This window comes from Nocardia sp. bgisy134, from assembly GCF_965341865.1.
GTDB lineage: Bacteria > Actinomycetota > Actinomycetes > Mycobacteriales > Mycobacteriaceae > Nocardia.
This window is the reverse complement of the sequence record NZ_CBDQZP010000004.1, coordinates 340,771-362,018: the sequence shown is the minus strand read 5'-3', so window position 1 is coordinate 362,018 and position 21,248 is coordinate 340,771. Positions and strand designations below refer to the sequence as shown.

Below are 21,248 nucleotides of genomic sequence, written 5' to 3'. Positions count from 1 at the left end.
GTTGCGATGCCCGCTGAAGTCGGCCAGATGGTCAAGGTGGAGCTGGAAGCCAAAAGACATGGCGGCGGACCGATTATCACCATGCCCCGCACGGCGACATGGACCTTTCTGGTCCGCTCCGACATTCCCGCAACCATGATCGCCGCCGAAGCAGCCTTGTACCGCAGCCACCGTGTGGCGGTGCTGGGTAACGGTGACTTCGTGGCGTTGCCGTCTCCTGCCGATCAGGGCTCGGAGTACCGAGGATGGATCACCGCGGCGCACTCGGTGTTCCGGCCCTCCGTGCGGGCGGTGCTGTATGCGGTCCACGCTGTCCTGGGCCCGCAACGACAGTCGGTCTTGTGAGAGCCGAGCCGGTGTCGCCCTTGCCGAGCGAGCCGGACGTGCACCTTTCGGTGTTTCTGCACGGGGTGCGTATGGATTTCGTCGCCTGCCTGACCGCTGCGTTGGTGTTCGTTGCCGAGCACCGAGACCGCCATTATCTCGACGCAGTGAGCGTCGATACGAGCGTGAGTGGGCACCCCCGGTTGCCCAACGAGCGGCTCTATCTCGAGCCCTGACCAAACCGATGCGAGGGACAGACGAAATGACCAGCAGCACAATGGATTCACAATGGCAGCGCAACGACTTCACCCCCGCTCAGATCGCCACACTCACCACGCTGAACGAGGCCGGACGCGCGTGCTCGGCGCGGGAGCTGGCAGGCGACCATCGGATCGCCCCGGTCACCCCTGACGTTGCAATGGCTGATCACCAAGGGGCTACCTCCCGAAGTCGCCCACACGGGGCTGCGCGGCCCGAGCCGCTGGGCGAACCCTTCGGTGTTCAGGGTTAGTTTTTCGAAGTGGCTTCGGTGTTCGGACGTAGTTTCCGGGTGAGCGGGTAGCCGATGTCGGCGCTCCGAGTGGGAGACGTAGGAACGGCAATCGTCGTCGGCGCACGACCGAGCGCGGGTGGTTCGGGGCTGCGCCCTCGACCTGATAGTTCATCTTGATCTGAATACATTTGAATCTGTACTATTGGTGTCGTGGAGACCGTGTTGCATTCCGACGCGCTCGCCCGTTTCGGGCACGCGCTGTCCGATCCGACTCGCACCCAGATTCTGCTGAGCCTGCGGTCTGGGCCGGGGTATCCGTCGGATCTGGCCGAGCGGATCGGGGTGTCGCGTCAGATCCTGTCCAACCACCTGGCCTGTCTGCGCGGGTGTGGTCTGGTCGTCGCGGTCCCGGAAGGGCGACGCAGCCGCTACGAGCTCGCCGATCCGCGCATAGCCGCCGCGCTCGAGGATCTGCTCGGGCTGGTGCTGGCGGTGGATCCCGCGTGCTGCCCGGCCTCCGGGACCGAAGGGTGCTGCTGATGTCGGCATCGCTGGGCATGCCATCGGTGGTCGCCGCATCGGGGCCGCTACCGCAGCGGCGGGCGGTGCTGGCGCGGCGGATTCGCTGGTTGGTCGCGGCGACGATCTCCTACAACGTGATCGAGGCGATCATCGCCCTCACCGAGGGGACACGGGTGTCCTCGACCGCGTTGATCGGGTTCGGGCTGGACTCGGTGATCGAGGTGTCCTCTGCGGCGGCGGTCGCCTGGCAGTTCGCCGGACGTGACCCCGCCGCGCGGGAGAAGGTTGCGCTGCGCGTCATCGCGTTCTCGTTCTTCGCTCTCGCGCTGTATGTCGCCGTCGACTCGATCCGCGGCCTCCTCGGCGTCGGTGAAGCCGAACATTCCCCGATCGGAATCGGTTTGGCCGCAGCCAGTCTGGTGATTATGCCGGTCCTGTCATGGGCACAGCGCCGTGCGGGACGCGAACTCGGTTCCGCCTCGGCAGTCGCCGATTCCAAACAGACCCTGCTCTGCACCTACCTATCGGCTGTCCTGCTGGCCGGGTTGCTGCTGAACACCCTGTTCGGCTGGTCATGGGCCGACCCGATCGCGGCACTGGTCATCGCCGCCATCGCGGTCAAGGAAGGCATGAATGCCTGGCGCGGGGACACCTGCTGCCCCACGCCGGCCGCAGTCGGCGACGCTGGTGTGACCGGACACGACTGCGACTGCTGCGACTGACCATCCCAACCGACGCTCCGGCCTCTCCTGAATCCGAGAACCGGATCCGAACAGACACATCGCCAAACTATTCGCCCGACGTGTGGCCGCAGGCCGGTCGCAATCAGGGTCCCGGTGGTTCCTCCGAAAATCGGGTGGATATGCCGTAATCGTCTGGTATGGAACGTGTTCCGCAGACTCGAACGGTGCGAATGTGCCGATGGCCGAGTCGGCCTCGAACTCGGCGACCATCGCTAGGATCTGCCCTGACCTCACCGGAAGGTGATCGGTCACCTCCGCGAACTCGCGCGCAAGCACCACGCCACTCTGCTCACTACCACCCGTGATGTCGACCACGGTCAAGCCGCGATGCCCGCCGGATGTTTCGACGGGAATCGACTGACGAACGTGAGATCGATTGTCGGACAGCCGGTTACCACGATTCGATCAGCGGGACATCATGCTCCCGCCGCTGCCATTCCTCGGTGACGCGACCGAGTCGGTCCTGGGCGGCGATGCCGCGCACGGCTGCGATCTTGTCGTCACGGATCTCGAGGATCACGACGCCCACGACCCGGTCGTCGAGTGTGGCGAGCATGGCCGGGCAGCCGTTGACCACGGCGGCATGGATCGAGGGCGAGCCACCGGCGAGTCTCCGCTTGGCTGGAGACGGTTTGAAGCCGGCCCGCACCGCGCTGGCGATCCGCTCGGGGGTCGCGTACCGGATCAGCTTCCCGGCCAACCCCAGTCCGGCGCCGTCGGAGATGCCGGTCGCGTCGTCGGTCAGCAGCGCCACCAGCCGTTCGGTCCGGCCCGAGGAGGCGGCAGCGACGAATGCCTCGACGATTCGACGTGCGGAGGCATGGTCGATGTCAGTGCCGTTGCCGGCGGCGGCGATTCGACGCCGGGCTCGGTGGGCGTGTTGCTGACTCCCGGACTCGGTGATGCCGAGAATCTCGGCTATCTCGGCGTGGCTGTACGAAAAGGCCTCGCGCAGTACATAAACGGCCCGTTCGACCGGCGACAGACGCTCCATGAGCGTCAGCACCGCCAGGGTCACCGATTCGCGCTGCTCGACGGTGTCGGCCGGGCCCAGCATCGGGTCGCCGTCGAGGAGCGGTTCGGGCATCCAGGCGCCGACCGCGCGTTCGTGCCGCACCTTCGCCGAACGGAGCCGGTCGAGCGCCAGGTTGGTGACGATCTTGGTCAGCCACGCCTCGGGTACCTCGACGTACTCCCGGTCGGCGGCCTGCCACCGCAGGAACGCGTCCTGCACCGTGTCCTCGGCGTCGGCGGCCGAGCCGAGCAGACGGTAGGCGAGCGAGGCCAGTCGATTCCGGCTGGCCTCGAAACGCGCCACAGTGGCAGTGTCCATAAGCACGACTCTATCCGGCGACCAATTCGGGCGAGTGCTCTCGGACGGTGGCCAAGCGATACTTGTGACCCGGCTTTCCGAAGGTCGGGTGGCTGATGGCCCAGCCGCTGGTTGCCACGATCGCCGACTTGACTCGCGCCGCCGATCGGCCGCACAGGGCCCCGGGCTTCGAGCGAGCGTCACCGTCGACCAGCTGGAAGATCCCGTCCTTGCGTCCGAGGCTGATGTGGTTGCCGAAATAGGTCAGCGCGGTCGCCTTGATCTTGCGCCCGGCCAGGTCACCGATGATCGCGGCCGTTGCCTGCGTACCGGTGTATCCCGCGGAAGCGCAGGACATCGGCAATGGATGACCGTTCTCGCCGATGACGAAGGCGCTGTCACCGGCAACGTAGACATTCGGGTGCGAGACCGACCGCATCTGACGATCGACCGTGATCTGGCCGTTGGTTTCCACCGCGAGGCCGCTGGCGGCGGCAATCGGGTGGACGGCGAAGCCGGCGGCCCACACGGTCGCGTCGGAGGCGAAAGCGGTGCCGTCAGCCGCGACCGCCGCCGCCTCCTCGACGCGCTCGATGGTGGTGTGCTCGTGGACCGTGATACCGAACCGGTCGAAGGCGCGCAGCAGGTGACGGCGGGCCTTTGTACCCAGCCACCCGCCCAGTTCGCCGCGGGTGGCGAGACTGACCTGAAGTCCCGGACGGGCTTCGGCGATATCGGTGACGGCTTCGATCGCGGTCAGATTGCCGCCGACTACCAGCACCGTCCCGTCGTCGCCCAGCTCATCGAGGCGTGCGCGCAGGCGCACCGCGGACGGTCGCGCGGCCACGTGGAACGCGTGCTCGCCGACGCCAGGAACGCCGTGGTCGGCGGCGGTGCTGCCGAGCGCGTAGAGCAGGGTGTCGTATTCGAGCCGGTCGATGCCCTCACGGTCGGCGACGGTGACCGTCCGGTGCTCGGCGTCGACGTTGGTTACCCGCGCCACTCGTAGCCGGATGCCGGTGCCCGCGAACACCTCCGCCAGCGGCCGGTGGCGGAGATCATGCCCGGCGGCGAGCTGATGCAGGCGCAGCCGCTCGACGAAATCGGGTTCGGCGTTGACGACGGTGATCTCGAAGTCGTCGGAGTGGAGCTGGCGGGCCAGGTATCCGGCGGAGAAGGCTCCGGCGTATCCGGCCCCGAGGACGACGATGCGGTGCTTCATTGTTCGCTCCTGTCTGGTTCGCGTGCACCCTGAACGAGACAGCCGCCGAATTCCTGACAGCATCAACCAGTGACGTGTGTCACCCCCGGCGCACACCAGCGGACGAACAGCCGTCACGGGCCACGCGGTTGCGGCGACTACCCGATGAACAGGACCCCGATCGCGGCCGCCGCGACGGCGGTGCCGATCGCCACTGCGACAGCGAGCTGGCGTGCGCTCAACACCTGGTCGCGCCGCACCCACGCGAACACGAACACCGTCACCGGCAACGCCACCGTCGCGGCGGTGACCATGACCTCCTGCATATAGATAATTACATGCGCATGTTACTATGTGTTTGCATCGCTGGATGGATTTTCCGCCGCGGCGCGGTGAACGTGATGTGTCGACAGTCGGGGTCGGCACTGGTGAGCGAGGAGGTCGACGGTGGGGCAAGGACATGATCACGGGGTGTCATCGGTGGATGCCGGTAGCGCCTCCGGAAAATATGTGGGTCGGCTGATCCTGGCGATCGGCTTGGGTCTGGTCACGTTCGTGACCCAGCTCGTCGTCGGGCTGTCGACCTCGTCGCTGGCGTTGCTGTCCGATTCCGCGCACGTGTTCACCGATGTGTTGGGTGTCGTGATGGCGCTGGTGGCGATCCTGGTGGCCCGAGGGGCGACGCGACGGGACGACCGCTCCTACGGGATGTATCGCGCGGAAGTGCTTGCCGCACTGTTCAATGCGGTGCTGCTGTTCGCGGTGGCGGGTTGGGTGCTGTACGAGGCGATCGGCCGATTGGCCGAACCACCGGAGGTGCCGGGCCTTCCGGTGACCATCGTCGCCGTGGTGGGTTTGGTGATGAACGTGTCCGCCCTGTTGCTGCTGCGCCGCGGGGCGGGGGAGGGCCTGAACGTTCGGGGCGCCTACCTGGAAGTCCTGGCCGACATGCTCGGCTCTATCGGCGTCCTGATCAGCGGTCTGGTGGCCCTGCTATTCGGGTGGCGCTACGCCGACCCGCTCATCGGTATAGGCATCGGCCTGTTCGTCCTGCCCCGGGCCTACAACCTGGGCAGGCAAGCATTGCGAATCCTGTTCCAGCATGCCCCCGCTGGGATGGACGTCGACGAGGTCCGCACTTCCCTGGAAAACCTCACCGGCGTGCGGCAGGTTCACGACCTGCACGTGTGGACACTGACCTCCGGGATGGAAGTGGCCTCAGCGCATCTGTCGATCGATGACGACACCGACCCCGACGGAGTGCTCGTCGCGGCACAGGAACTCCTGTCCGGCTCTTACAACCTCAACCATGCCACCCTGCAGCTCGAACCCACCAGCGCGGCCGAACGCTGCGATCGACTGCCTTGGTAGTCCAACCGCAACCATCTCCGCAGATCCGCTGCTCGGCAACGAATTCGCCGAGACCCCGGTGGGACTCGCCGACCTCGGCGCATCCCTGGACCGGCTCGCCGCAGGCCAGGTGGAACGCAAAATCCTCATCAACCCCGGCACGTGACCGCAGCTCCACCGATATCCGTGGAGTACTTGCGGTGCAGTACATTTCGGTTGAGTAAGCAAGAACGGCTATGCGCGATATGCCCCGCATCACTTGCTCGCCACCTGCGACGGCTGTCTGCGGAAACCGCTGTCCGCGAACGTGGATCGGTGCATCACGTGACGTTCCTCGGTCCTACATGTGGATGTCAGCCGTGGCGGAGATGGATCCTGCCATGTCCGGTCGGGCCGCACGCGGTCCGACCGGAAGCGTGCGGGTTCAGAATCCGGATTCGTCGAGTTCCATCACCGCGAGGTCGGTGCCGGAGATGACTGCCCGTTCGGCGGTCAGGTGGGGGAGGACGGTGGTGGTGAAGAACGAGGCGACAGTGATCTTGCCTCGGTAGAAGGCGGCGTCGGCGGCGGAAACGTCGGTATCGAGTGCCGCGAGGGCGATTTCAGCGGCGACGATGAGCCGCCATGCCACGAGTAGGTCACCGACGGCGAGCAGGAACCGCACGGCGTTGAGGCCGATCTTGTAGAGCTCGTTCGGCTGTTCGCCCGCGGCGAGCAGGTGCGTGGTGAGATCACCCGCGATCTCCTGCACGTCCTCGACAGCGTGGGTGAGCAGGATCTTCTCGTTCTTGAGGCGCCCGTCGTCGGCGTCGGACTGGGCAGTGGCGTGTATCTGGTCGAACAGGTGGGCCAGGGCGACGCCGCGGTCGCGGGCGATCTTGCGGAAGAAGAAGTCCTGCGCCTGGATCGCTGTGGTGCCTTCGTAGAGTGAGTCGATCTTGGCGTCGCGGATGTACTGCTCGATCGGGTAGTCCTGCAAGAAGCCCGAACCACCGAACGTTTGTAGGGATTCGGTGAGGTATTGATAGGCGCGCTCGGAGCCGACGCCTTTGACGATGGGCAGCAGCAGGTCGTTGACACGGGCGGCGAGGTCGTCGTCGGCACCGGAGACGTGGTGGGCGACCGTCGGGTCCTGGTGGGCTGCGGTGTAGAGGTAGACCGAGCGCAGGCCCTCCGCGTACGCCTTTTGCATCATGAGCGAGCGGCGGACGTCGGCATGGTTGATGATGGTGACCTTCGGCGCGGTCTTGTCGGAGGCCCGGGTCAGGTCGGCGCCTTGGACACGGGATTTCGCGTAGTCGAGGGCGTTGAGGTAGCCGGTGGACAGGGTGGCGATGGCTTTGGTGCCGACCATCATCCGGGCTTCCTCGATCACCTTGAACATCTGGGCGATGCCATCGTGGATCTCTCCGACGAGATAGCCGACCGCGGGAACGCCGTGGCCGCCGAAGGTCAGCTCGCAGGTCGCCGAGGCTTTCAACCCCATCTTGTGTTCGACGTTCGTGACGAAGACGCCGTTGCGTTCGCCGGGTTCCCCACTGTGGTGGTCGAAGTGGAATTTGGGGACGATGAACAGGCTCAGTCCCTTGGTTCCCGGTCCGGCTCCTTCGGGGCGGGCCAGCACCAGGTGGAGGATGTTCTCGAACAGATCGTCGGAGTCGGCGGAGGTGATGAATCGCTTCACGCCCTGGATGTGCCAGGAACCGTCCTCCTGCTCGACCGCCTTCGCGCGGCCCGCGCCGACATCGGAACCGGCATCGGGTTCGGTGAGCACCATCGTTGCGCCCCAATTGCGCTCGACCATGCGAGCGGCCCAGCGCTGCTGCTGCACCGTCCCGATCTCACCGAGGATATCCGCCATCACCGGTCCCGTGAGGTACAGGTAGGCCGCGGGCTGGGCGCCTAGGACCAGCTCGTTGATCGCCCAGCCGAGCATCGAGGGTGCGGGCACGCCCCCGGTCGGCTCGCTCTTGGCTACCCGCCACCAGCCGGCCTCCTGCCAGGCGCGCACGGCGTTCTTGAACGGTTCAGGCAGCCGGACGGAGTGGGTCTCGGGAGTGAATACCGGTGGGTTGCGGTCGGTTTCGGCGTACGGGTCGGCGAGCGGACCTTCGGCCAGCCTCGCCGCCTCGGACAACATCATGCGCACGGTGTCGCCGTCGAGGTCGCCGAAGGTGCCCGAATCGAGAACGGTGTCGAGACCGTAGACCTCGAACAGGTTGAACTCCAGATCACGAACGTTGCTCTTGTAGTGGCCCACCGGCCCATCACCTCTCGACGAGACCCGCCGTGATCGGGCAGGTGCTGACGAAGCGCACATCGCGCCGCGGAGCCATGATGTCGCAGCGCCTGCGTCCATGCAACATAAGTAACACTACGATAAGCCTGTTCGACGGTATGTAGAGGCGCTGACCTGCGGCTTCTGCGCGAAGTCAGTCCCAAGTCACTCGTGGCAAAGTTCGAACTGAGACTGAGTGGGAAGCTCGGCGAGGGCGATCCGCTCGCCGACGACGCACAGCAGGTCGGCCAGGTCGTTGCGGCGGGTGAGCCGAGGGTTGCGGACCGCATCGGTGATGACGGTGGTGATGGTGTGAATCAGCACTCGTGCCATGGGCATCGACAGCTCCGGGCGCAGTGACTGCAGCAGGCGTGCCCAGCCGATGTTGCCTTCACGGTGGATGCGGCGGTACCTGGCCGCGGCATCGTCGGGAAGGTGCCCGACCTCGCTGACAGCGGTGCCGACCAGGTCGGTTTGTTCGATGGCGAACTGGATGTAGTACCGCAGCACGAGCCGCAACGATGCCGATGGTTCCCCGCCTTCGGTGAGTGCGCGCTGGGCATAGATCTCGACCCATTCGTTGTTGCGGTCGATGATCTCGTTGAGGAGATGGGTTTTGCCTGCGAAGTGGTGATACAGCGCGGGCCCGCTGACGCCGACCGAAGCGCCGATGTCCTCGATGCTCACCGCGCCGAAGCCACGTTCGTTGAACAACCGTGCGGCGGCGATGATCATCTGCTCCGGTCGTGGTTCGGAGCCGGGCGGCGTTCCCGCCTCGTCGAACTCGGTGACATCGAGCCTGGACGCGGAGCGGCCACCGGGAAAGGTGGAGCCGGTGATCGCATCGATGGCGGAGTCGAGCACCGTGGCGAAGACCTCCGTGGGCAGCTGAATGTGATGGTTGGACGGGCTGGTCACCACTGACAGCGCGATCCAGCTCAGTGCTTCGCGATCCGTCGTGTTCAGGGTGGGTCGGCGGAGTTGGATGGCTTCGCGGATGAGCTGTGTCAGGCGAACCGCGCGGGAGAGGACGCCCACTCGGTCGGCCTGTGTGAGGCTACGGAATTCGAGCTGCCACAGCCGGGCGAGTCCCCGGATCTCCAGGGTCACCCGCACCAGCTCCTGCAGCGCTCCGCTGTCGTTTCCGGAGCTTTCGCGCGCAGCGTCGACGCGGGTGATGATCAAGTCGAGGCTTTCGCGGAGGCAGGAGCCGAGAAGGTCCTGCTTGGTGCGGAAGTGCCGATACAGCGCGGCATGCGTGATGCCGATCGCCGAGGCGATATCCGCCATCGATGTGCGGTGATAGCCGCGCTCGGCGAAAGCGCGGGCGGCTACGCGGAGAATGGTTGCCCGGCGATCGCGTGGGCGACGGCGCACCGGTGGGTGCTCGGCTTCGAGTGGGGGAGCCGGTGGTTCGGTCCGATGCGGGATACCGAGAACTCCGAAGAGCATGCGCAACGCGCTCTCGGTGAGCTGGTCCGTGGTGGCATCGATCCAGCCGACTGCCCAGTCGTGCACCAGTCCGTTGATCGCGCCGGCGAATGTGGTGGCGGTGAGGCGGAAGTCGTGGGGAGCGATCTCCCCACGCGCGGCGAAGCTGTCGAACATGTCGCAGAGCAAGTCCAGCCACCGCGACCGGCACTGCAGGCGTTGGGTATCCATCCGCTCGCCGACGCCGACGACTTCGACGAAGGCAATCCGGGCGCAGCGCCGATCGGTGCAAAGGGAGAACAGATAGGCGCGCACCATTGCCGTTGCCCGGTCGGTCGGTGGTTGTCCCACCGTTCGGCCGACTTCATCGAGCACGCGCTGTTCGACCATGTCGTTGATGTGCAGGTACAATTCGCTCAGGAGATCTTCGAGCGTGTCGTACTCCTGGTAGAACTGCCGGGTCGACAGGCCAGCGGCTCGGCAGAGTTCAGCCAGCCGGGTGTTGCGGTATCCGACCCCCGCGCCGAATGTTTCGATCGCGACTTCGCGGAGCCGGCTCCGGCGCTCGGTCCGCCGTTCGCTCGCGGACAGGCCTCCGTAGACGCGCGCTGCCGGTGTGATTCTCGCCACCGATTCTCCGTTCACCGAAGGGGTGTCCGCCTGTGTCGCGCGACCGGTGGTGCGGTGTCGCGCACCCACAATTTCCAAATATGGATACAACGATATTCAGAATACCGCAGGCGTGATCTTGCCGGTATGAGCAGGGGTGATCATGTATCGAGCGTGCCGGGGGAGCCGGAACCGGGTCGGCGGGCAGCCGGATCGGCAGGGTCTCGAGCCGGTGCGACGAGCCCGTTCCGGCTCGCACCCTCGGGCGCCACGAGCGCGCGCGGCAGCGATTTGTCGCCTGTCGGTGCCGAAACCGGCTCGGTAGTGTGTCGCGCCATGCACCAACCGCCCGTCCTTCTGGAAAACAGCACCGCCGTCTACGAGCACTATCTGCGACATCGCCAGAATCGAATGCGGGCCTTGGCGACTCATGCGGTGATGGGTTACCGGTTCCGGCCGCGCGTAACATTCGACGAGGGCGCGCGCGAGCAGTTGCAGCAGCTACTGCGCGGCAAGCAGCCCGCCATCTTCGCGCTCAACCACCTGTCGCAGAACGATCCGCACGCCGTCGCGGCCATGGCCTGGTGTTCGCCGTTGCGCCCCCTCATCGGGCGGGTACGAATGTTGGCAAAGGACGAGTTGTTCGACGACCCCGAACAGCGCCGCAAGATCGACATGATGGGCGGCATCCCGGTGTTCCGCGGCAAGGACCACGGCATTCGCGCGGTGAACGCGGCAGGCCAGCAAATGATGGATGTCTGCGCTCGACGATTGACCCGCGGTGACTATCTGGCGCTTTTCCCGGAGGGCACCTGCAATACCGTCGATCCGGCCCGAGTGCAGGCCGTGGGCAGCGGCATCGGGCACATCGCGTTCCGGGCGGCCAAGCTGGGCGCGCCGCCCGCTCTGGTCTGCATCGGCATCAGCTACGGGGAACGTCTGGATCCCTCGATAGAACCCACCAAGGAGGAGGTGCGTAGTGCCTCGTTCTATTTCCGTAGACCCGTGCTGGAACTGCCCTCACGGCCCATCGAAATCGCTCGTTTCGTCCGTACGGAACTGCAATCGGCCGTCGATGGCGCAGTGAAAAGCTACTGATTCAGGCTGAACCCGGGTCTACCTCGAGGCCACACCCGACTATCGAGCTGATCTCGATATGCACTGAAAGGCCGTTGTCGAGTCCCACGAAGCCTTGGACGAGCGATTCTTCCTGTCATGTGTGGTTCCATGCGCGAAACCATTGCTGTCCGGGGTGCCCGTGTAGTCGCCCTGAGGGCCGCTGCTCCAGTTGATCGTGAAGCTGACCACCGCAGGGGTGTTGCCGTTGGCCCAGTTCGAGTGCCAGCCGACCGTCCCGTCCATCATTGTGGCGCGGGACGAGGTGGCCAGCGCTCGTGACGTGACCTGTTGGCCGACGCCCGTGAAGGTCACGGTCCAGCCGTTGCTTTGGGTGATGCGAACGATCCGTCGGCGGGGAATGCCCAGAGAGCGCACGGCCCCGCCGCCTCGGCGGTGCCCTGACCTACAACGAGCAGCCCCGGTATCACTGCGGCGCAGGCAATCAGGAATCGGAGTCGCTTCGAACGATCGCGCGATTCTGCAATCGCGCGGAAACCTCTACGGGCGGTGACGAATTGTGTGCTGGATGCCATGATCGACTCCTTGTCGATGCGTTGTACTTATCGGAAAATTGCGCTCGCCCGAGGTCGGGCTCCCGAGTCGTCGGCGGCCTGCGCCTGGCCGGGCGCAGGGGCGACCAGCGTCCCAGCGAGAGGTGGCGCGCTGATGCGAGCGGTGATGGTCCTGCGAGTTGGCGAGATCATGGCTTCATCGGCCGAGTTTCGGCCGATGAAGCGTGAACGGCGGGTACAGGATCGCTATTGATTGGTTTCGCGGGCGTCGGTGACGACCAGGGGATGGTCACCGAGTTCGGTGTGGGATTCGACAGTGTAGAAGCGGATTTCGTGCCCGTCGGGGTCGCGCAGCTCGGGCAGGATCCAGCCGATCGTGGCGAAATGCACCCCGGCGTGGGATTCGCCGAGACCTGTCAGGTTCGCCGCGAGTGCTTCCAGCGCCGTCTTGTCCGGCACGCCGATGGAGAAGTAGTCGAATCCCGCTGCCGCCGCGGCCTTTTCCGGGTCGCGCCGAAGACCGAGCATCGGACCGCCTGCCGAATGGTGTAGCGCCACGCCCATCAGGATGCCCTGCTCGTGGAATTCGATGCCGACGACGTAGCCCAGCCGGGTGCGGTACCAGTCGATGGAACGCGTCAGATCGGAGACGGGAAGTTTGAGGTGATGCACCCCAGCGAGTGTGGGAATCATCGCTGCTATCCTTTGCAGAAGTAATGTAATGGTGCAGCATTACTGTAGTAATGCAGTAAGGATGCGGTAAATGGGCGAGAGTGTCAAGGGTCCGGCGAGCAAGAAGACATCGCCGCTATGGGACGCGCGCAAGGCCGAGACCGAACAGAAGATCATCGACGCGGCGACCCGGCTGTTCATCGCCGACGGCTACGCCGCGACTTCTCTCGCGGCGGTCGCCAACGCCGCGAAAGTGGGGTCACGCACGGTGTATCTGCGTTTCGGGTCCAAAGCCGAACTGCTCAAGCGCGCTATCGACGTCGCGATCGTCGGCGACACCCAAGACGTCGATCTGGCCCACCGCGACTGGCACCTGCGCGCCGCGACCGCCCCCACCCTGCACGAACGGATCGCCACCTACGCACAGGGCGCACGCGCGCTCATGGAACGCGTCGCCGCGCTCATCGCGGTCGCCGTCCAAGCCGAGGCCAGCGAACCGCTGATCGCACAGGCCGCACAGGCCGGACGAACCGCCACCCAGGACAACATCGCCGGAATCTGGCGCCGTATGCACGCCGACGGCATGCTGCACCCCGACGCCGACCTGGACTGGATCATCGCCACCGCGGGCCCGCTCGGGCAAGCCGAAACCTACATCCTGCTCACGCGCACCCTCGGCTGGGACCCCGCCACCTACCAGCAGTGGCTGTACGACACCTGGCTGCACTTCGCGACCACCCCATCACGACCAGCCCAGCCGTAGCCGTAACCAGTCCGACCGGCATCGCACATCTCCACGACCTGCTTCATGCCCGGCACCGACAGGCGCGGCGGGTGAAAACAATCAATCTCGACCCAAAACCGTTTCGCCACAATGTCATTCGTGAAGCTACAGGTCGCTCGAGCCCTCGGTCGAGTCACAACCCGTGTGCAGAATCTTTGGGCGCTCAGGTCCTGACGCGAGGCGCCTCGCCTGCCTCGCGGACGTTCGATCCAGCCACGTCGTCGGGCGGGGTTTCGAATCGGTTCGGCGCAGGATGTGCGTAACCGCGTACGCCACAACGCGGTAGGTGAGGACAGCCGGTACGACGACCAGTAGCGCCATGCGCAGCGTCAGGAGCGCGACGCTGACGGCCAGGTAGTCCAGGCCGGTGCCGTCGGGCGAACCGAACCCCTGTCGCTGCGACAACGCCGTCATCACCGGATGCAGGGCGAGATACAACACGACCAAGATCAGAGGCATACGGATCAGCCGCAGGCCCGCGAGCAACCACGAGGTACCGGGAAGTCTCATCGCGCCAGCTCCGGTCCGGAGGTGAGGAATGCGAGTAGCAGGGAGTTGCCGATCACCCCGCCGGTGGCGAAACGCAAGCGGGTCCCGCTCCGCAGTGGCAAACCGACGAGGTTTGCGGTGCGATACAGGCGGGTGAACACGTCGTGGTGACCGAAGGAACGGGCCGGGGCGAGCGCGAAACCGGTGGCCGCGACCGACTTCCCGAGTATCAGGGGACCGCTGTCCATATCGCCCGCGCCGTGATAGCCGTCGCCGTACTCGTGAATCGCACTGAAGCCGAGGAAACTTCGCTCTTGGCCGAACAACCCGGTCGCCAACTCCTCGGCGAGCGCGCGGTCCGCGAAGCCCACGAAGTAAGCCGCCAGTCCGGTCCCCGAGGCGCGGGGGGCGTCGTGCGCACGCCCGTTCACACCCATGCGCTGGATGACCAGCCCGGTGTCCCGATCGATTTGTACCGCGCGCACCTGCTGCGCCCAGTGCGAGAGGACCGCTGTGTGGTCGATGCCGGTCGCGCGGCCGTGGACCGCGATCGCGGCGGCGACGGCTGCCACGTCGGTGGGGTAGGCCTCGCCGGGAAAGGTGTCCAGCAGCCCGGTCGGTGAGGCGAGCAATCTCCGCTCGTAGGAGGCGATCAGCGCGTCATGTCGCGTCGCGAGGTCGGCCGGAAACGCCGGATCGATGAGGCGCGCCATCCCGAGCGCGAGGGCGGGATAGGAGAGATAGGCGTGGCCGTTCGCACTGTCGAGATGGATTGCTCCGTCCTCCCCGTGCCAGGCATCGGTGAATACCGAGCGCATCTCGGGCAACAGACTCTTGGTTGCCGCGCGGGTCACGACAGGGGCGTAGCGTTCCCGCCATTCGGGGTGCGCCAGACACACTTGCGCCAGTCCCAGCGCGGTCATTTGGTGCGCGAGCAGCCCCCACATGCCGTCGATCACCCCTGCCGAGCCCGTGGCTCGTCGTCGATCATCCTCGACTTCGAAGCCACCAACTCCTCGGCGAGCCCACGCACCCGTGCCGGATCCCCACGGAACCAGCTATCGGCGTCGCGACCGCACCACCAGCTCGGCAGCAAGCCCGCGACGAGCATCGCCACCACGATGCCGGCCACGATCGCGAGTGGACGGCGAAACCTGGTTATCGATGCCCCGGGCTGATCGGACTCCCCGCGGTCCGAACGTATTTCCATACCTCACCGTACATTGCACGAGAATTGCTCCCGACGTGATCGGCACGCCGACAGCGAACGCTCCCGGTCATGTCCACCAGCAGTGTCGACGCCCGATGCCGCTGTAGGCCAGCAACATTCACGCACGAACACGCCGGAGACCAGTTGCGCGCCGTCCCATCCGTTCGAGGCCGCTCTCTCCCGATCCGAAAGGTGGATTCGAACACCCGCGCCGCCGAACGGTTATGGTGTGGATGTCTAGCGAGGGGGGAGCGTCGATGAGCGCGGTGGTACGACGAATCGGGTTGCTGGCATCGGTTTCGGCGGTGCTGGTCGGCTGCGGCTCGGCAGATCCGGTGGCCGCACCTGTCTCGACGACGACGGTGGCACCGGCGTTGGACATGAACGGCTTGCGGCGGCGGAACAGAGTCCGTCATGGTTCGGGCCCGCCGGTTATATGGTTTCCACCGCAACAGATCTCGGTCGCTTCGGCCACGCGCTGTTCGGTGGCGAACTCATCTCCGCCGAACTGCTCACACAGATGAGAACCCCAGGGGTGTCCGGGTATTACGGGCTCGGCGCCTTCATGATGGGGACCGACCCCTGCGGCAACCCCGAGCGGCTATGGGGCAACCGCGGTAACGGTATCGGCTCGAAGTCCTATCTGATCGCCAGCTACGACGGCAGCCGGGTTGCCGCGATGACCTGGACCGGCGCAGACACCGACATCCCGAACGACCGGCTCAACGCCACGATGCAGCAAACACTCGGTGCCGCGCTGCTCGCCGCGTGCCCACGCTGAGGCCCGATCGAACATGGTGACCCCCTCCGGACACCCGTGCTGATCGGCCCCGACAACAAGATCGTCGGGGCCGATGCCGTGGGGTGGGGGTTTGCGGATTCGCTCCCGCTTCGATGGCGGTCAGGTGGCGTTCGAGCCAATACGAGCTCTGCCCGGCCTCTCGACACGCATCGCCCCAGATCACCGGTCCGATGCCGGTTCTCGGTCCCGATCAAGCGGCGTCGAGGGCCGCGGTGATCTTGCGAGCCATGTCGGCCATGGTGGGACTGGGCTCGCCCTTGTGGCGCTGGCCGGTTGCTTCGATGGCGACGAGGACAGTGCTGCGGAAGTTTTCGGCCTCCGCCCGATCCTGCTTCTCGAGCAGGCCCACCGCGGCGGTCAGCGCAGGCAGCACCTGGTCGGCGAGTCCGGCGACGGACTTGCCATTCAGCTTCATGCCCTTCGGCTTGGCGAGCACGTGCCCGACCAGGCCGGTCGCCGAGGACAGGGCGATGCTGCCGTCGGTGGCGGCCTTGTGGGGCGAGCCACCGGCAGCAGCGGCGGCCGACATCAGCGACACGGCACCGTACGCGGCGGTCTGCAGGGTGAGCTTGTCCTGGTCGGTGAGGGTGATGGACATGGTTGCTTGCTCCTTGGAATCCGTTGTTACCCAACAACCATGACTATACGTAGATGTATACGTATATGCAAGATCGAGTTCTCGGCGGACTGCGTCCTCGTCAGCAGATCGCCCCGTAGTTCCCAGCCCTCCGGTCATGCCAGCGGGTGTGCGTCTCAATCCGTTGCCTTGGTGGCCGGAACAGTCAGGGAAAGGCGATGTACTTGGTTTCGAGGTATTCATCGATACCTTCGCTACCGCTTTCGCGCCCCAGTCCCGACTCCTTGACTCCGCCGAATGGCGCTGCCACATCGGAGATGATGCCGCGATTGACGCCGACCATCCCGGCCTGCAGGGCACGCGTAACCCGCAGGGCGCCGTCGAGACCGTTGGTGTAGATGTAGGCGGCGAGGCCGTATTCGGTGTCGTTGGCGGCGGCCACTCCGGCCGCTTCGCCGTCGAAACCGACAATGGCCGCGACAGGACCGAAGATCTCCTCCCTGAGGATGCGCGCGTCCGGGGAGACGCCGGTCAAAACCGTTGGGTGGTAGAAGTATCCGGTGTCGCCATAGCTGTCTCCGCCGGTGGCGACGACAGCGCCCTTGTCGACCGCGTCGGACACGAGTGCGGCGACACGCTTGCGTTGCTTGTCGGTGATCAGCGGACCCACTTGGGTGCCTTCGACATCGCCAGGTCCGATCCGCAGTGCTTTCATTCTGGCGGTGAGCTTTGCGCAGAATTCGTCATGCACGGCGTTGTCGACGTAGATGCGGTTGGCGGCGGTGCATGCCTCACCGATGTTGCGCATCTTCGCTGCCATCGCTCCGTCGACCGCGGCGTCGACATCGGCATCGTCGAACACCACGAACGGCGCGTTGCCACCGAGTTCCATCGATGTCCGCAGCACTCGAGTCGCGGCCTGCCGCAACAGGATCTTGCCTACTTCGGTCGACCCGGTGAATGTCAGCTTCCGTAGCCGCGCGTCGGTGAGCAGGGGAGCGGTCACCTCCGCCGCATGCGTCGACGGCAGCACCGACAGCACGCCGTCGGGGAGCCCGGCGTCGCGGAACACCTCGGCAAGCAGAAGCATGGTGAGCGGGGTCTCCGCTGCCGGTTTGACGATCATCGTGCAGCCTGCCGCGAGCGCGGGCGCGATCTTGCGAGTGCCCATCGCCAGCGGGAAGTTCCAGGGCGTGATGGCGAGTGTCGGTCCGACCGGCTCCTTGGTCACCAGGATGCGCCCGTTGCCCGACGGTGATTCGCTGTAGCGCCCGTTGATGCGAACGGCCTCTTCGGAGAACCATCGCAAGAACTCGGCGCCATAGTTCACCTCGCCCTGGCTCTCGGCGAGCGGTTTGCCCATCTCCAGCGTCATGAGGAGGGCGAACTCGTCACGGCGATCGATCACGATCTGCCATGCCCGGTGCAGAATCTGCGCCCGCTCCCGTGCGGGAGTCGCGGCCCATTCCTGCTGGGCGGCGGCTGCGGCGGTCAAAGCGGCCGCAGCATCGTCGGCGCCTGCGTCGGCGACCTCGAGCAGCACCTCACCGGTGGCCGGGTTGTACACCGCGAATGTGCCGCCCGCTGCCGCCGCGGTCTCCTTGTTGCCGATCCAGACGGATGTCGGTAGGTGGGCGAGCAGCGTTTTGGTTTCGATCATGGTCATGTCCTCGTGATTGATCTCTGGATGTATTCAGCGCGCCGCGGCGGCTGAGCGGAGAGCGGTCTCGAGTACGCCGAGCGCTTCGTCGAGGAGGTCGTCGCTGATCACCAACGGGGGGAGCAACCGGATCACATTGCCGTACGTTCCGCAGGTGAGAGCGATGACACCCTCCGACAATGCTTGCGCGGCGACAGCTTTCGTGGTCACGGGGTCCGGAGTGTCGGTGCCGGGGTGGACCAGCTCGATCGCGAGCATCGCTCCTCGGCCACGAACCTCACCGATGATGTCGATCTCGTCCGCGAGCTTGCGCAGACGCGGCTTGACCAAGGCTTCGATCTCCCGGGCACGTGCGGGAAGGCCCAGGCGCGACATCGTCTCGATCGTGGCCAGTGCTGCCGCGCACGCGACCGGATTGCCGCCGTAGGTTCCGCCGAGCCCTCCGGGATGGACCGAGTCGAGCAGGTCCGCCCGGCCGGTCACCGCGGCCAGCGGCATGCCACCTGCGATGCCTTTGGCCATCGTGATCAGATCCGGAACGATGTCTTCGTGCGTGCTGGCAAACCATTCGCCGGTGCGCGCGAAGCCGGTCTGCACCTCGTCGGCGATGAACACGATCCCGTTGTTCTTGGCCCAGGACACCAGGGTCGGCAGAAATCCGTCCGCAGGCACGATGAACCCGCCCTCGCCTTGAATGGGTTCGTAGATGATTGCCGCGACCGCGTCGGCGCCGAGCTGTTTCTCGATCTGGTCGATCACCTGCTGCGCGGCTTGCGGGCCGGTCAGACCGTGCGCGTCTCGATAAGGGTAGGACGCGGGCATTCGGTAGACCTCCGGCGCGAACGGGCCGAAGTGCGCCTTGTAGGGCATGGTCTTCGCGGTCAGGGCCATCGTCAGGTTCGTACGCCCGTGATAGGCGTGGTCGAAGGTCACGATCGCGGAGCGTCCCGTCGCCAGGCGTGCGATCTTGACGGCGTTCTCCACGGCCTCGGCACCGGAATTGAAGAGCACGGAACGCTTTTCATGGTCGCCGGGCGTCAGTTCGGCGAGCGCTTCTGCGACTCGGACGTACCCCTCGTACGGTGTGACCATGAAGCAGGTGTGCGTGAAGTGCGCTGCTTGCTCGGCGACAGCCGCGGCGACGGAGGGATGCGACGCGCCGACACTGGTGACCGCGATGCCGGAGCCCAGATCGATCAACGAGTTTCCGTCCACGTCGACGATCACGCCGCCGTCGGCATCGACCGCGTACACGGGGACCGATGAGCCGACGCCTGCCGCCACCGCGGCGCGGCGCCGCCGAGCCCATTCGAGTGAGCGTGGGCCGGGCAGCTCGGTGACGAGCTGCCGTTTCTGCGCCAGCCGGTAGGTCAAGTCGGTCACGGATTCGTCCTCGTGGATTGGGGTTTGCTTGTCATGTGCCGAGCGGGCCGGTCCCGCTCGGATCTGGACAGGGCCAGAGCTAGGGCAAGTGTCGCTGGCCGTCGAGTCTGCTGCCAGTGGCCACATTGGACACTTCGTACTTCCGATGGGCCAAAGTGGCACACTTGATGGGTGCCGCTGACCGTCCGTCAACTTGTCGCCGACCCGACCTTGCGCATCACGCTTCGGGCGGGGGCCGAACATGCCGACCGGGAATTGAGCTGGGCCCACGTATCCGAACTCGACGACCCCGCCGCGTTTCTCAGCGGCGGAGAACTACTACTGACCACAGGGGTGGCGCTGTCCGACTCCGACAAGGAGATTTCGGACTGGGTCAGGCGTTTGGTCGCCGCCGGTGTCGCGGCGCTGGGGTTCGGTGTCGGTCTCAGGTATGACGAGATACCCGCGGCCGTCCTCGACACCGCGCACGCGGAAGGTCTGCCGTTGCTCGAGGTGCCACTCGAGGTGCCGTTCATCCTGCTGGAAAAGGCCGTCTATCAGGCGTTGTCGTCCGAAGACCACGCCCGGCTTCAGCTCAGCCACCAGCAACAGCGGCGACTGATCCACGCCACACTGGCAGCCGACGGGGCCAAGACCTTGGTTCGGCGCACCGCGAAGCTCATCGGTGGCTGGGCGGCTCTGCTCGACGCCGCAGGCGACATCGTCGACAGCACCCATCGCGGTGCGCGACGGGCGGTCGAACAGACCGCACGGGCTCGACGGTCCCGACCTGGTGAGATCGTGTTCTCGACCGAAGGTGGCGAGGATGTCATCTCGCATCCACTCACCGCCGCGGACGGCCGCGTGCTTGGCTATTTGCTGGCCGGACGCGAGGGTGTCGTCGGTTCTCTCGACCACGGTGTCGTCACCATCGCCGCGTCGCTGTTGACCCTGTTCGTCCGTCGAACCGAGCAGTCACGAGATGCGCTCGCTCGTGCGCGAGAGGCAGCGATGAAGATGCTGATCGCCGGACAGATCTCCACGGTGGAGGCGATGGCCGACGAGTTGTGGGGAGGTCTGCCAACCGAACCGATCGTGGTGTTCACCGCGCAAGGAGATCCGCGACGCCTCTCGGCAGCATGCGAGCTGTTCGAGGTGCACCCGCACGGAGCGATCGCCTTCGCTCTCATCGACGATCACCTGTCGGTGATCGCTTCGCACGCCTCGGCGAACTCCGCACTCGCGCGCCTGACATCGGTTTCGGGCCTCTTCCCGGGCATTTCCGGCGAGGCGAGTTGGGGCGAGCTCGCGCGCGCGATCCGGGAAAGTCGCCAGGCGGCCGACGATGCCGCGCGACGCCAGGAGACAACGAAGTTCACGGCAGTGATCAGTGAGGGGCTCAGTGCCTGCTTCGATCGTGATCGTGCACGCGCCTACGCCGAAGCTCATCTGGCGCCGCTGCTCGACAGCGATCGCGGTGGTTCGGAAGCACTCCGCTCCACACTCGAGGTGTGGCTTGCTCACAATGGGCAGATCGATCCGGCGGCAAAGACATTGGGCATACACCGGCATACGCTGCGTCGCCGACTGGACCGCATCGAACGCTTGCTCGGGATCAGTCTCGAGTCGCCGACGAGTCGGTCGGAGCTGTGGCTCGAGCTCCAGCTGATCGACTCCGACGTGGACCGTTAACGGCTGTGGCTGAATTCCTATGCGGCCCAGTCGCATTCATGTAGCGGATGGAGTTATGGTCCTGCGATTCGAAACAGCCTGTGAGGTAGTCGATCACCCGGGCGCG

Annotated in this window: 21 protein-coding genes; 9 read left to right on the top strand and 12 right to left on the bottom strand. The window is 65.7% G+C overall.

Features of this window, described 5'->3' with window-relative positions:
- Positions 1 to 6 precede the first annotated feature (6 nt).
- From ACRWNM_RS10615 to ACRWNM_RS10600, 4 genes are all read left to right on the top strand, one after another.
- Positions 7 to 345: a hypothetical protein gene (locus tag ACRWNM_RS10615; protein WP_431966054.1), complete on the top strand. Its 339-nt coding sequence runs from the start codon at positions 7 to 9 to the stop codon at positions 343 to 345.
- The gene (locus ACRWNM_RS10610; protein ID WP_431966052.1) at positions 342 to 560 is read left to right on the top strand and encodes a hypothetical protein; all 219 of its coding nucleotides are present in this window, start codon (positions 342 to 344) and stop codon (positions 558 to 560) included. Before ACRWNM_RS10615 ends, ACRWNM_RS10610 begins: the two co-directional genes overlap by 4 nt.
- A 467-nt stretch (positions 561 to 1,027) precedes the next feature.
- On the top strand, positions 1,028 to 1,357 hold the full coding sequence (locus ACRWNM_RS10605) for an ArsR/SmtB family transcription factor (protein ID WP_431966050.1): 330 nt from the start codon (positions 1,028 to 1,030) through the stop codon (positions 1,355 to 1,357).
- Positions 1,357 to 2,061: a cation transporter gene (locus ACRWNM_RS10600; protein ID WP_431966048.1), complete on the top strand. Its 705-nt coding sequence runs from the start codon at positions 1,357 to 1,359 to the stop codon at positions 2,059 to 2,061. The genes ACRWNM_RS10605 and ACRWNM_RS10600 overlap by 1 nt, the downstream gene beginning before the upstream one ends.
- A gap of 412 nt (positions 2,062 to 2,473) precedes the next feature.
- Here the strand turns inward: ACRWNM_RS10600 and ACRWNM_RS10595 are convergent, their stop codons facing one another.
- The 3 genes from ACRWNM_RS10595 to ACRWNM_RS10585 all read right to left on the bottom strand — a co-directional run bounded on the left by ACRWNM_RS10595 (position 2,474) and on the right by ACRWNM_RS10585 (position 4,921).
- Positions 2,474 to 3,415: a sigma-70 family RNA polymerase sigma factor gene (locus tag ACRWNM_RS10595; protein ID WP_431966046.1), complete on the bottom strand. Its 942-nt coding sequence runs from the start codon at positions 3,413 to 3,415 to the stop codon at positions 2,474 to 2,476.
- Positions 3,416 to 3,425: 10 nt separating this feature from the next.
- Positions 3,426 to 4,616, bottom strand: a complete 1,191-nt coding sequence (locus ACRWNM_RS10590; protein ID WP_431966044.1) for an NAD(P)/FAD-dependent oxidoreductase — start codon at positions 4,614 to 4,616, stop codon at positions 3,426 to 3,428.
- Between the two features lie 137 nt (positions 4,617 to 4,753).
- Positions 4,754 to 4,921, bottom strand: a complete 168-nt coding sequence (locus tag ACRWNM_RS10585; RefSeq protein ID WP_431966042.1) for a hypothetical protein — start codon at positions 4,919 to 4,921, stop codon at positions 4,754 to 4,756.
- Positions 4,922 to 5,042: 121 nt separating this feature from the next.
- Between ACRWNM_RS10585 and ACRWNM_RS10580 the strand changes: the two genes are divergently transcribed.
- A complete protein-coding gene (locus ACRWNM_RS10580) occupies positions 5,043 to 5,966 on the top strand; it encodes a cation diffusion facilitator family transporter (protein WP_431966040.1) in 924 nt (307 codons plus the stop codon).
- A gap of 403 nt (positions 5,967 to 6,369) precedes the next feature.
- Here ACRWNM_RS10580 and ACRWNM_RS10575 read toward each other — a convergent pair whose 3' ends face one another.
- The gene (locus ACRWNM_RS10575) at positions 6,370 to 8,205 is read right to left on the bottom strand and encodes an acyl-CoA dehydrogenase (RefSeq protein WP_431966038.1); all 1,836 of its coding nucleotides are present in this window, start codon (positions 8,203 to 8,205) and stop codon (positions 6,370 to 6,372) included.
- Between the two features lie 183 nt (positions 8,206 to 8,388).
- Positions 8,389 to 10,284: a TetR/AcrR family transcriptional regulator gene (locus ACRWNM_RS10570; protein ID WP_431966036.1), complete on the bottom strand. Its 1,896-nt coding sequence runs from the start codon at positions 10,282 to 10,284 to the stop codon at positions 8,389 to 8,391.
- Between the two features lie 315 nt (positions 10,285 to 10,599).
- Between ACRWNM_RS10570 and ACRWNM_RS10565 the strand changes: the two genes are divergently transcribed.
- Positions 10,600 to 11,361, top strand: coding sequence for a lysophospholipid acyltransferase family protein (locus tag ACRWNM_RS10565; protein WP_431966034.1), 762 nt, complete (start codon positions 10,600 to 10,602; stop codon positions 11,359 to 11,361).
- A gap of 779 nt (positions 11,362 to 12,140) precedes the next feature.
- Here the strand turns inward: ACRWNM_RS10565 and ACRWNM_RS10560 are convergent.
- Positions 12,141 to 12,587, bottom strand: coding sequence for a VOC family protein (locus ACRWNM_RS10560; RefSeq protein ID WP_431966032.1), 447 nt, complete (start codon positions 12,585 to 12,587; stop codon positions 12,141 to 12,143).
- Positions 12,588 to 12,657: 70 nt separating this feature from the next.
- On the opposite strand from ACRWNM_RS10560, the gene ACRWNM_RS10555 reads away from it, so the two are divergent.
- Positions 12,658 to 13,329 (top strand): TetR/AcrR family transcriptional regulator, encoded by a 672-nt coding sequence (locus ACRWNM_RS10555; protein WP_431966030.1) that lies wholly within the window; start codon positions 12,658 to 12,660, stop codon positions 13,327 to 13,329.
- 126 nt (positions 13,330 to 13,455) lie between these two features.
- Here ACRWNM_RS10555 and ACRWNM_RS10550 read toward each other — a convergent pair whose 3' ends face one another.
- Genes ACRWNM_RS10550 through ACRWNM_RS10540 form a run of 3 tightly spaced genes read right to left on the bottom strand, consistent with a single transcriptional unit; the run spans position 13,456 to position 14,971 of the window.
- A complete protein-coding gene (locus tag ACRWNM_RS10550) occupies positions 13,456 to 13,860 on the bottom strand; it encodes a hypothetical protein (protein WP_431966028.1) in 405 nt (134 codons plus the stop codon).
- A complete protein-coding gene (locus ACRWNM_RS10545) occupies positions 13,857 to 14,798 on the bottom strand; it encodes a hypothetical protein (protein ID WP_431966026.1) in 942 nt (313 codons plus the stop codon). The genes ACRWNM_RS10550 and ACRWNM_RS10545 overlap by 4 nt, the downstream gene beginning before the upstream one ends.
- Positions 14,795 to 14,971 carry a hypothetical protein gene (locus ACRWNM_RS10540; protein WP_431966024.1) on the bottom strand — a complete coding sequence of 59 codons (177 nt, stop codon included), beginning with the start codon at positions 14,969 to 14,971 and terminating at the stop codon, positions 14,795 to 14,797. Before ACRWNM_RS10540 ends, ACRWNM_RS10545 begins: the two co-directional genes overlap by 4 nt.
- Positions 14,972 to 15,341: 370 nt before the next feature.
- Here ACRWNM_RS10540 and ACRWNM_RS10535 point away from each other — a divergent pair, with 370 nt between their 5' ends.
- On the top strand, positions 15,342 to 15,830 hold the full coding sequence (locus ACRWNM_RS10535; RefSeq protein ID WP_431966179.1) for a serine hydrolase: 489 nt from the start codon (positions 15,342 to 15,344) through the stop codon (positions 15,828 to 15,830).
- Between the two features lie 211 nt (positions 15,831 to 16,041).
- Here the strand turns inward: ACRWNM_RS10535 and ACRWNM_RS10530 are convergent, their stop codons facing one another.
- The 3 genes from ACRWNM_RS10530 to gabT form a co-directional block, all read right to left on the bottom strand.
- On the bottom strand, positions 16,042 to 16,449 hold the full coding sequence (locus ACRWNM_RS10530; protein WP_431966022.1) for a hypothetical protein: 408 nt from the start codon (positions 16,447 to 16,449) through the stop codon (positions 16,042 to 16,044).
- A 184-nt stretch (positions 16,450 to 16,633) separates the two neighbouring features.
- Complete coding sequence (locus ACRWNM_RS10525; RefSeq protein ID WP_431966020.1) at positions 16,634 to 18,088, bottom strand: NAD-dependent succinate-semialdehyde dehydrogenase; 1,455 nt, start codon at positions 18,086 to 18,088, stop codon at positions 16,634 to 16,636.
- A gap of 33 nt (positions 18,089 to 18,121) precedes the next feature.
- Positions 18,122 to 19,471 carry a 4-aminobutyrate--2-oxoglutarate transaminase gene (gabT, locus tag ACRWNM_RS10520; protein ID WP_431966018.1) on the bottom strand — a complete coding sequence of 450 codons (1,350 nt, stop codon included), beginning with the start codon at positions 19,469 to 19,471 and terminating at the stop codon, positions 18,122 to 18,124.
- 171 nt (positions 19,472 to 19,642) lie between these two features.
- Between gabT and ACRWNM_RS10515 the strand changes: the two genes are divergently transcribed.
- Positions 19,643 to 21,142, top strand: a complete 1,500-nt coding sequence (locus ACRWNM_RS10515) for a PucR family transcriptional regulator (RefSeq protein WP_431966016.1) — start codon at positions 19,643 to 19,645, stop codon at positions 21,140 to 21,142.
- The last annotated feature ends 106 nt before the right edge of the window (positions 21,143 to 21,248 follow it).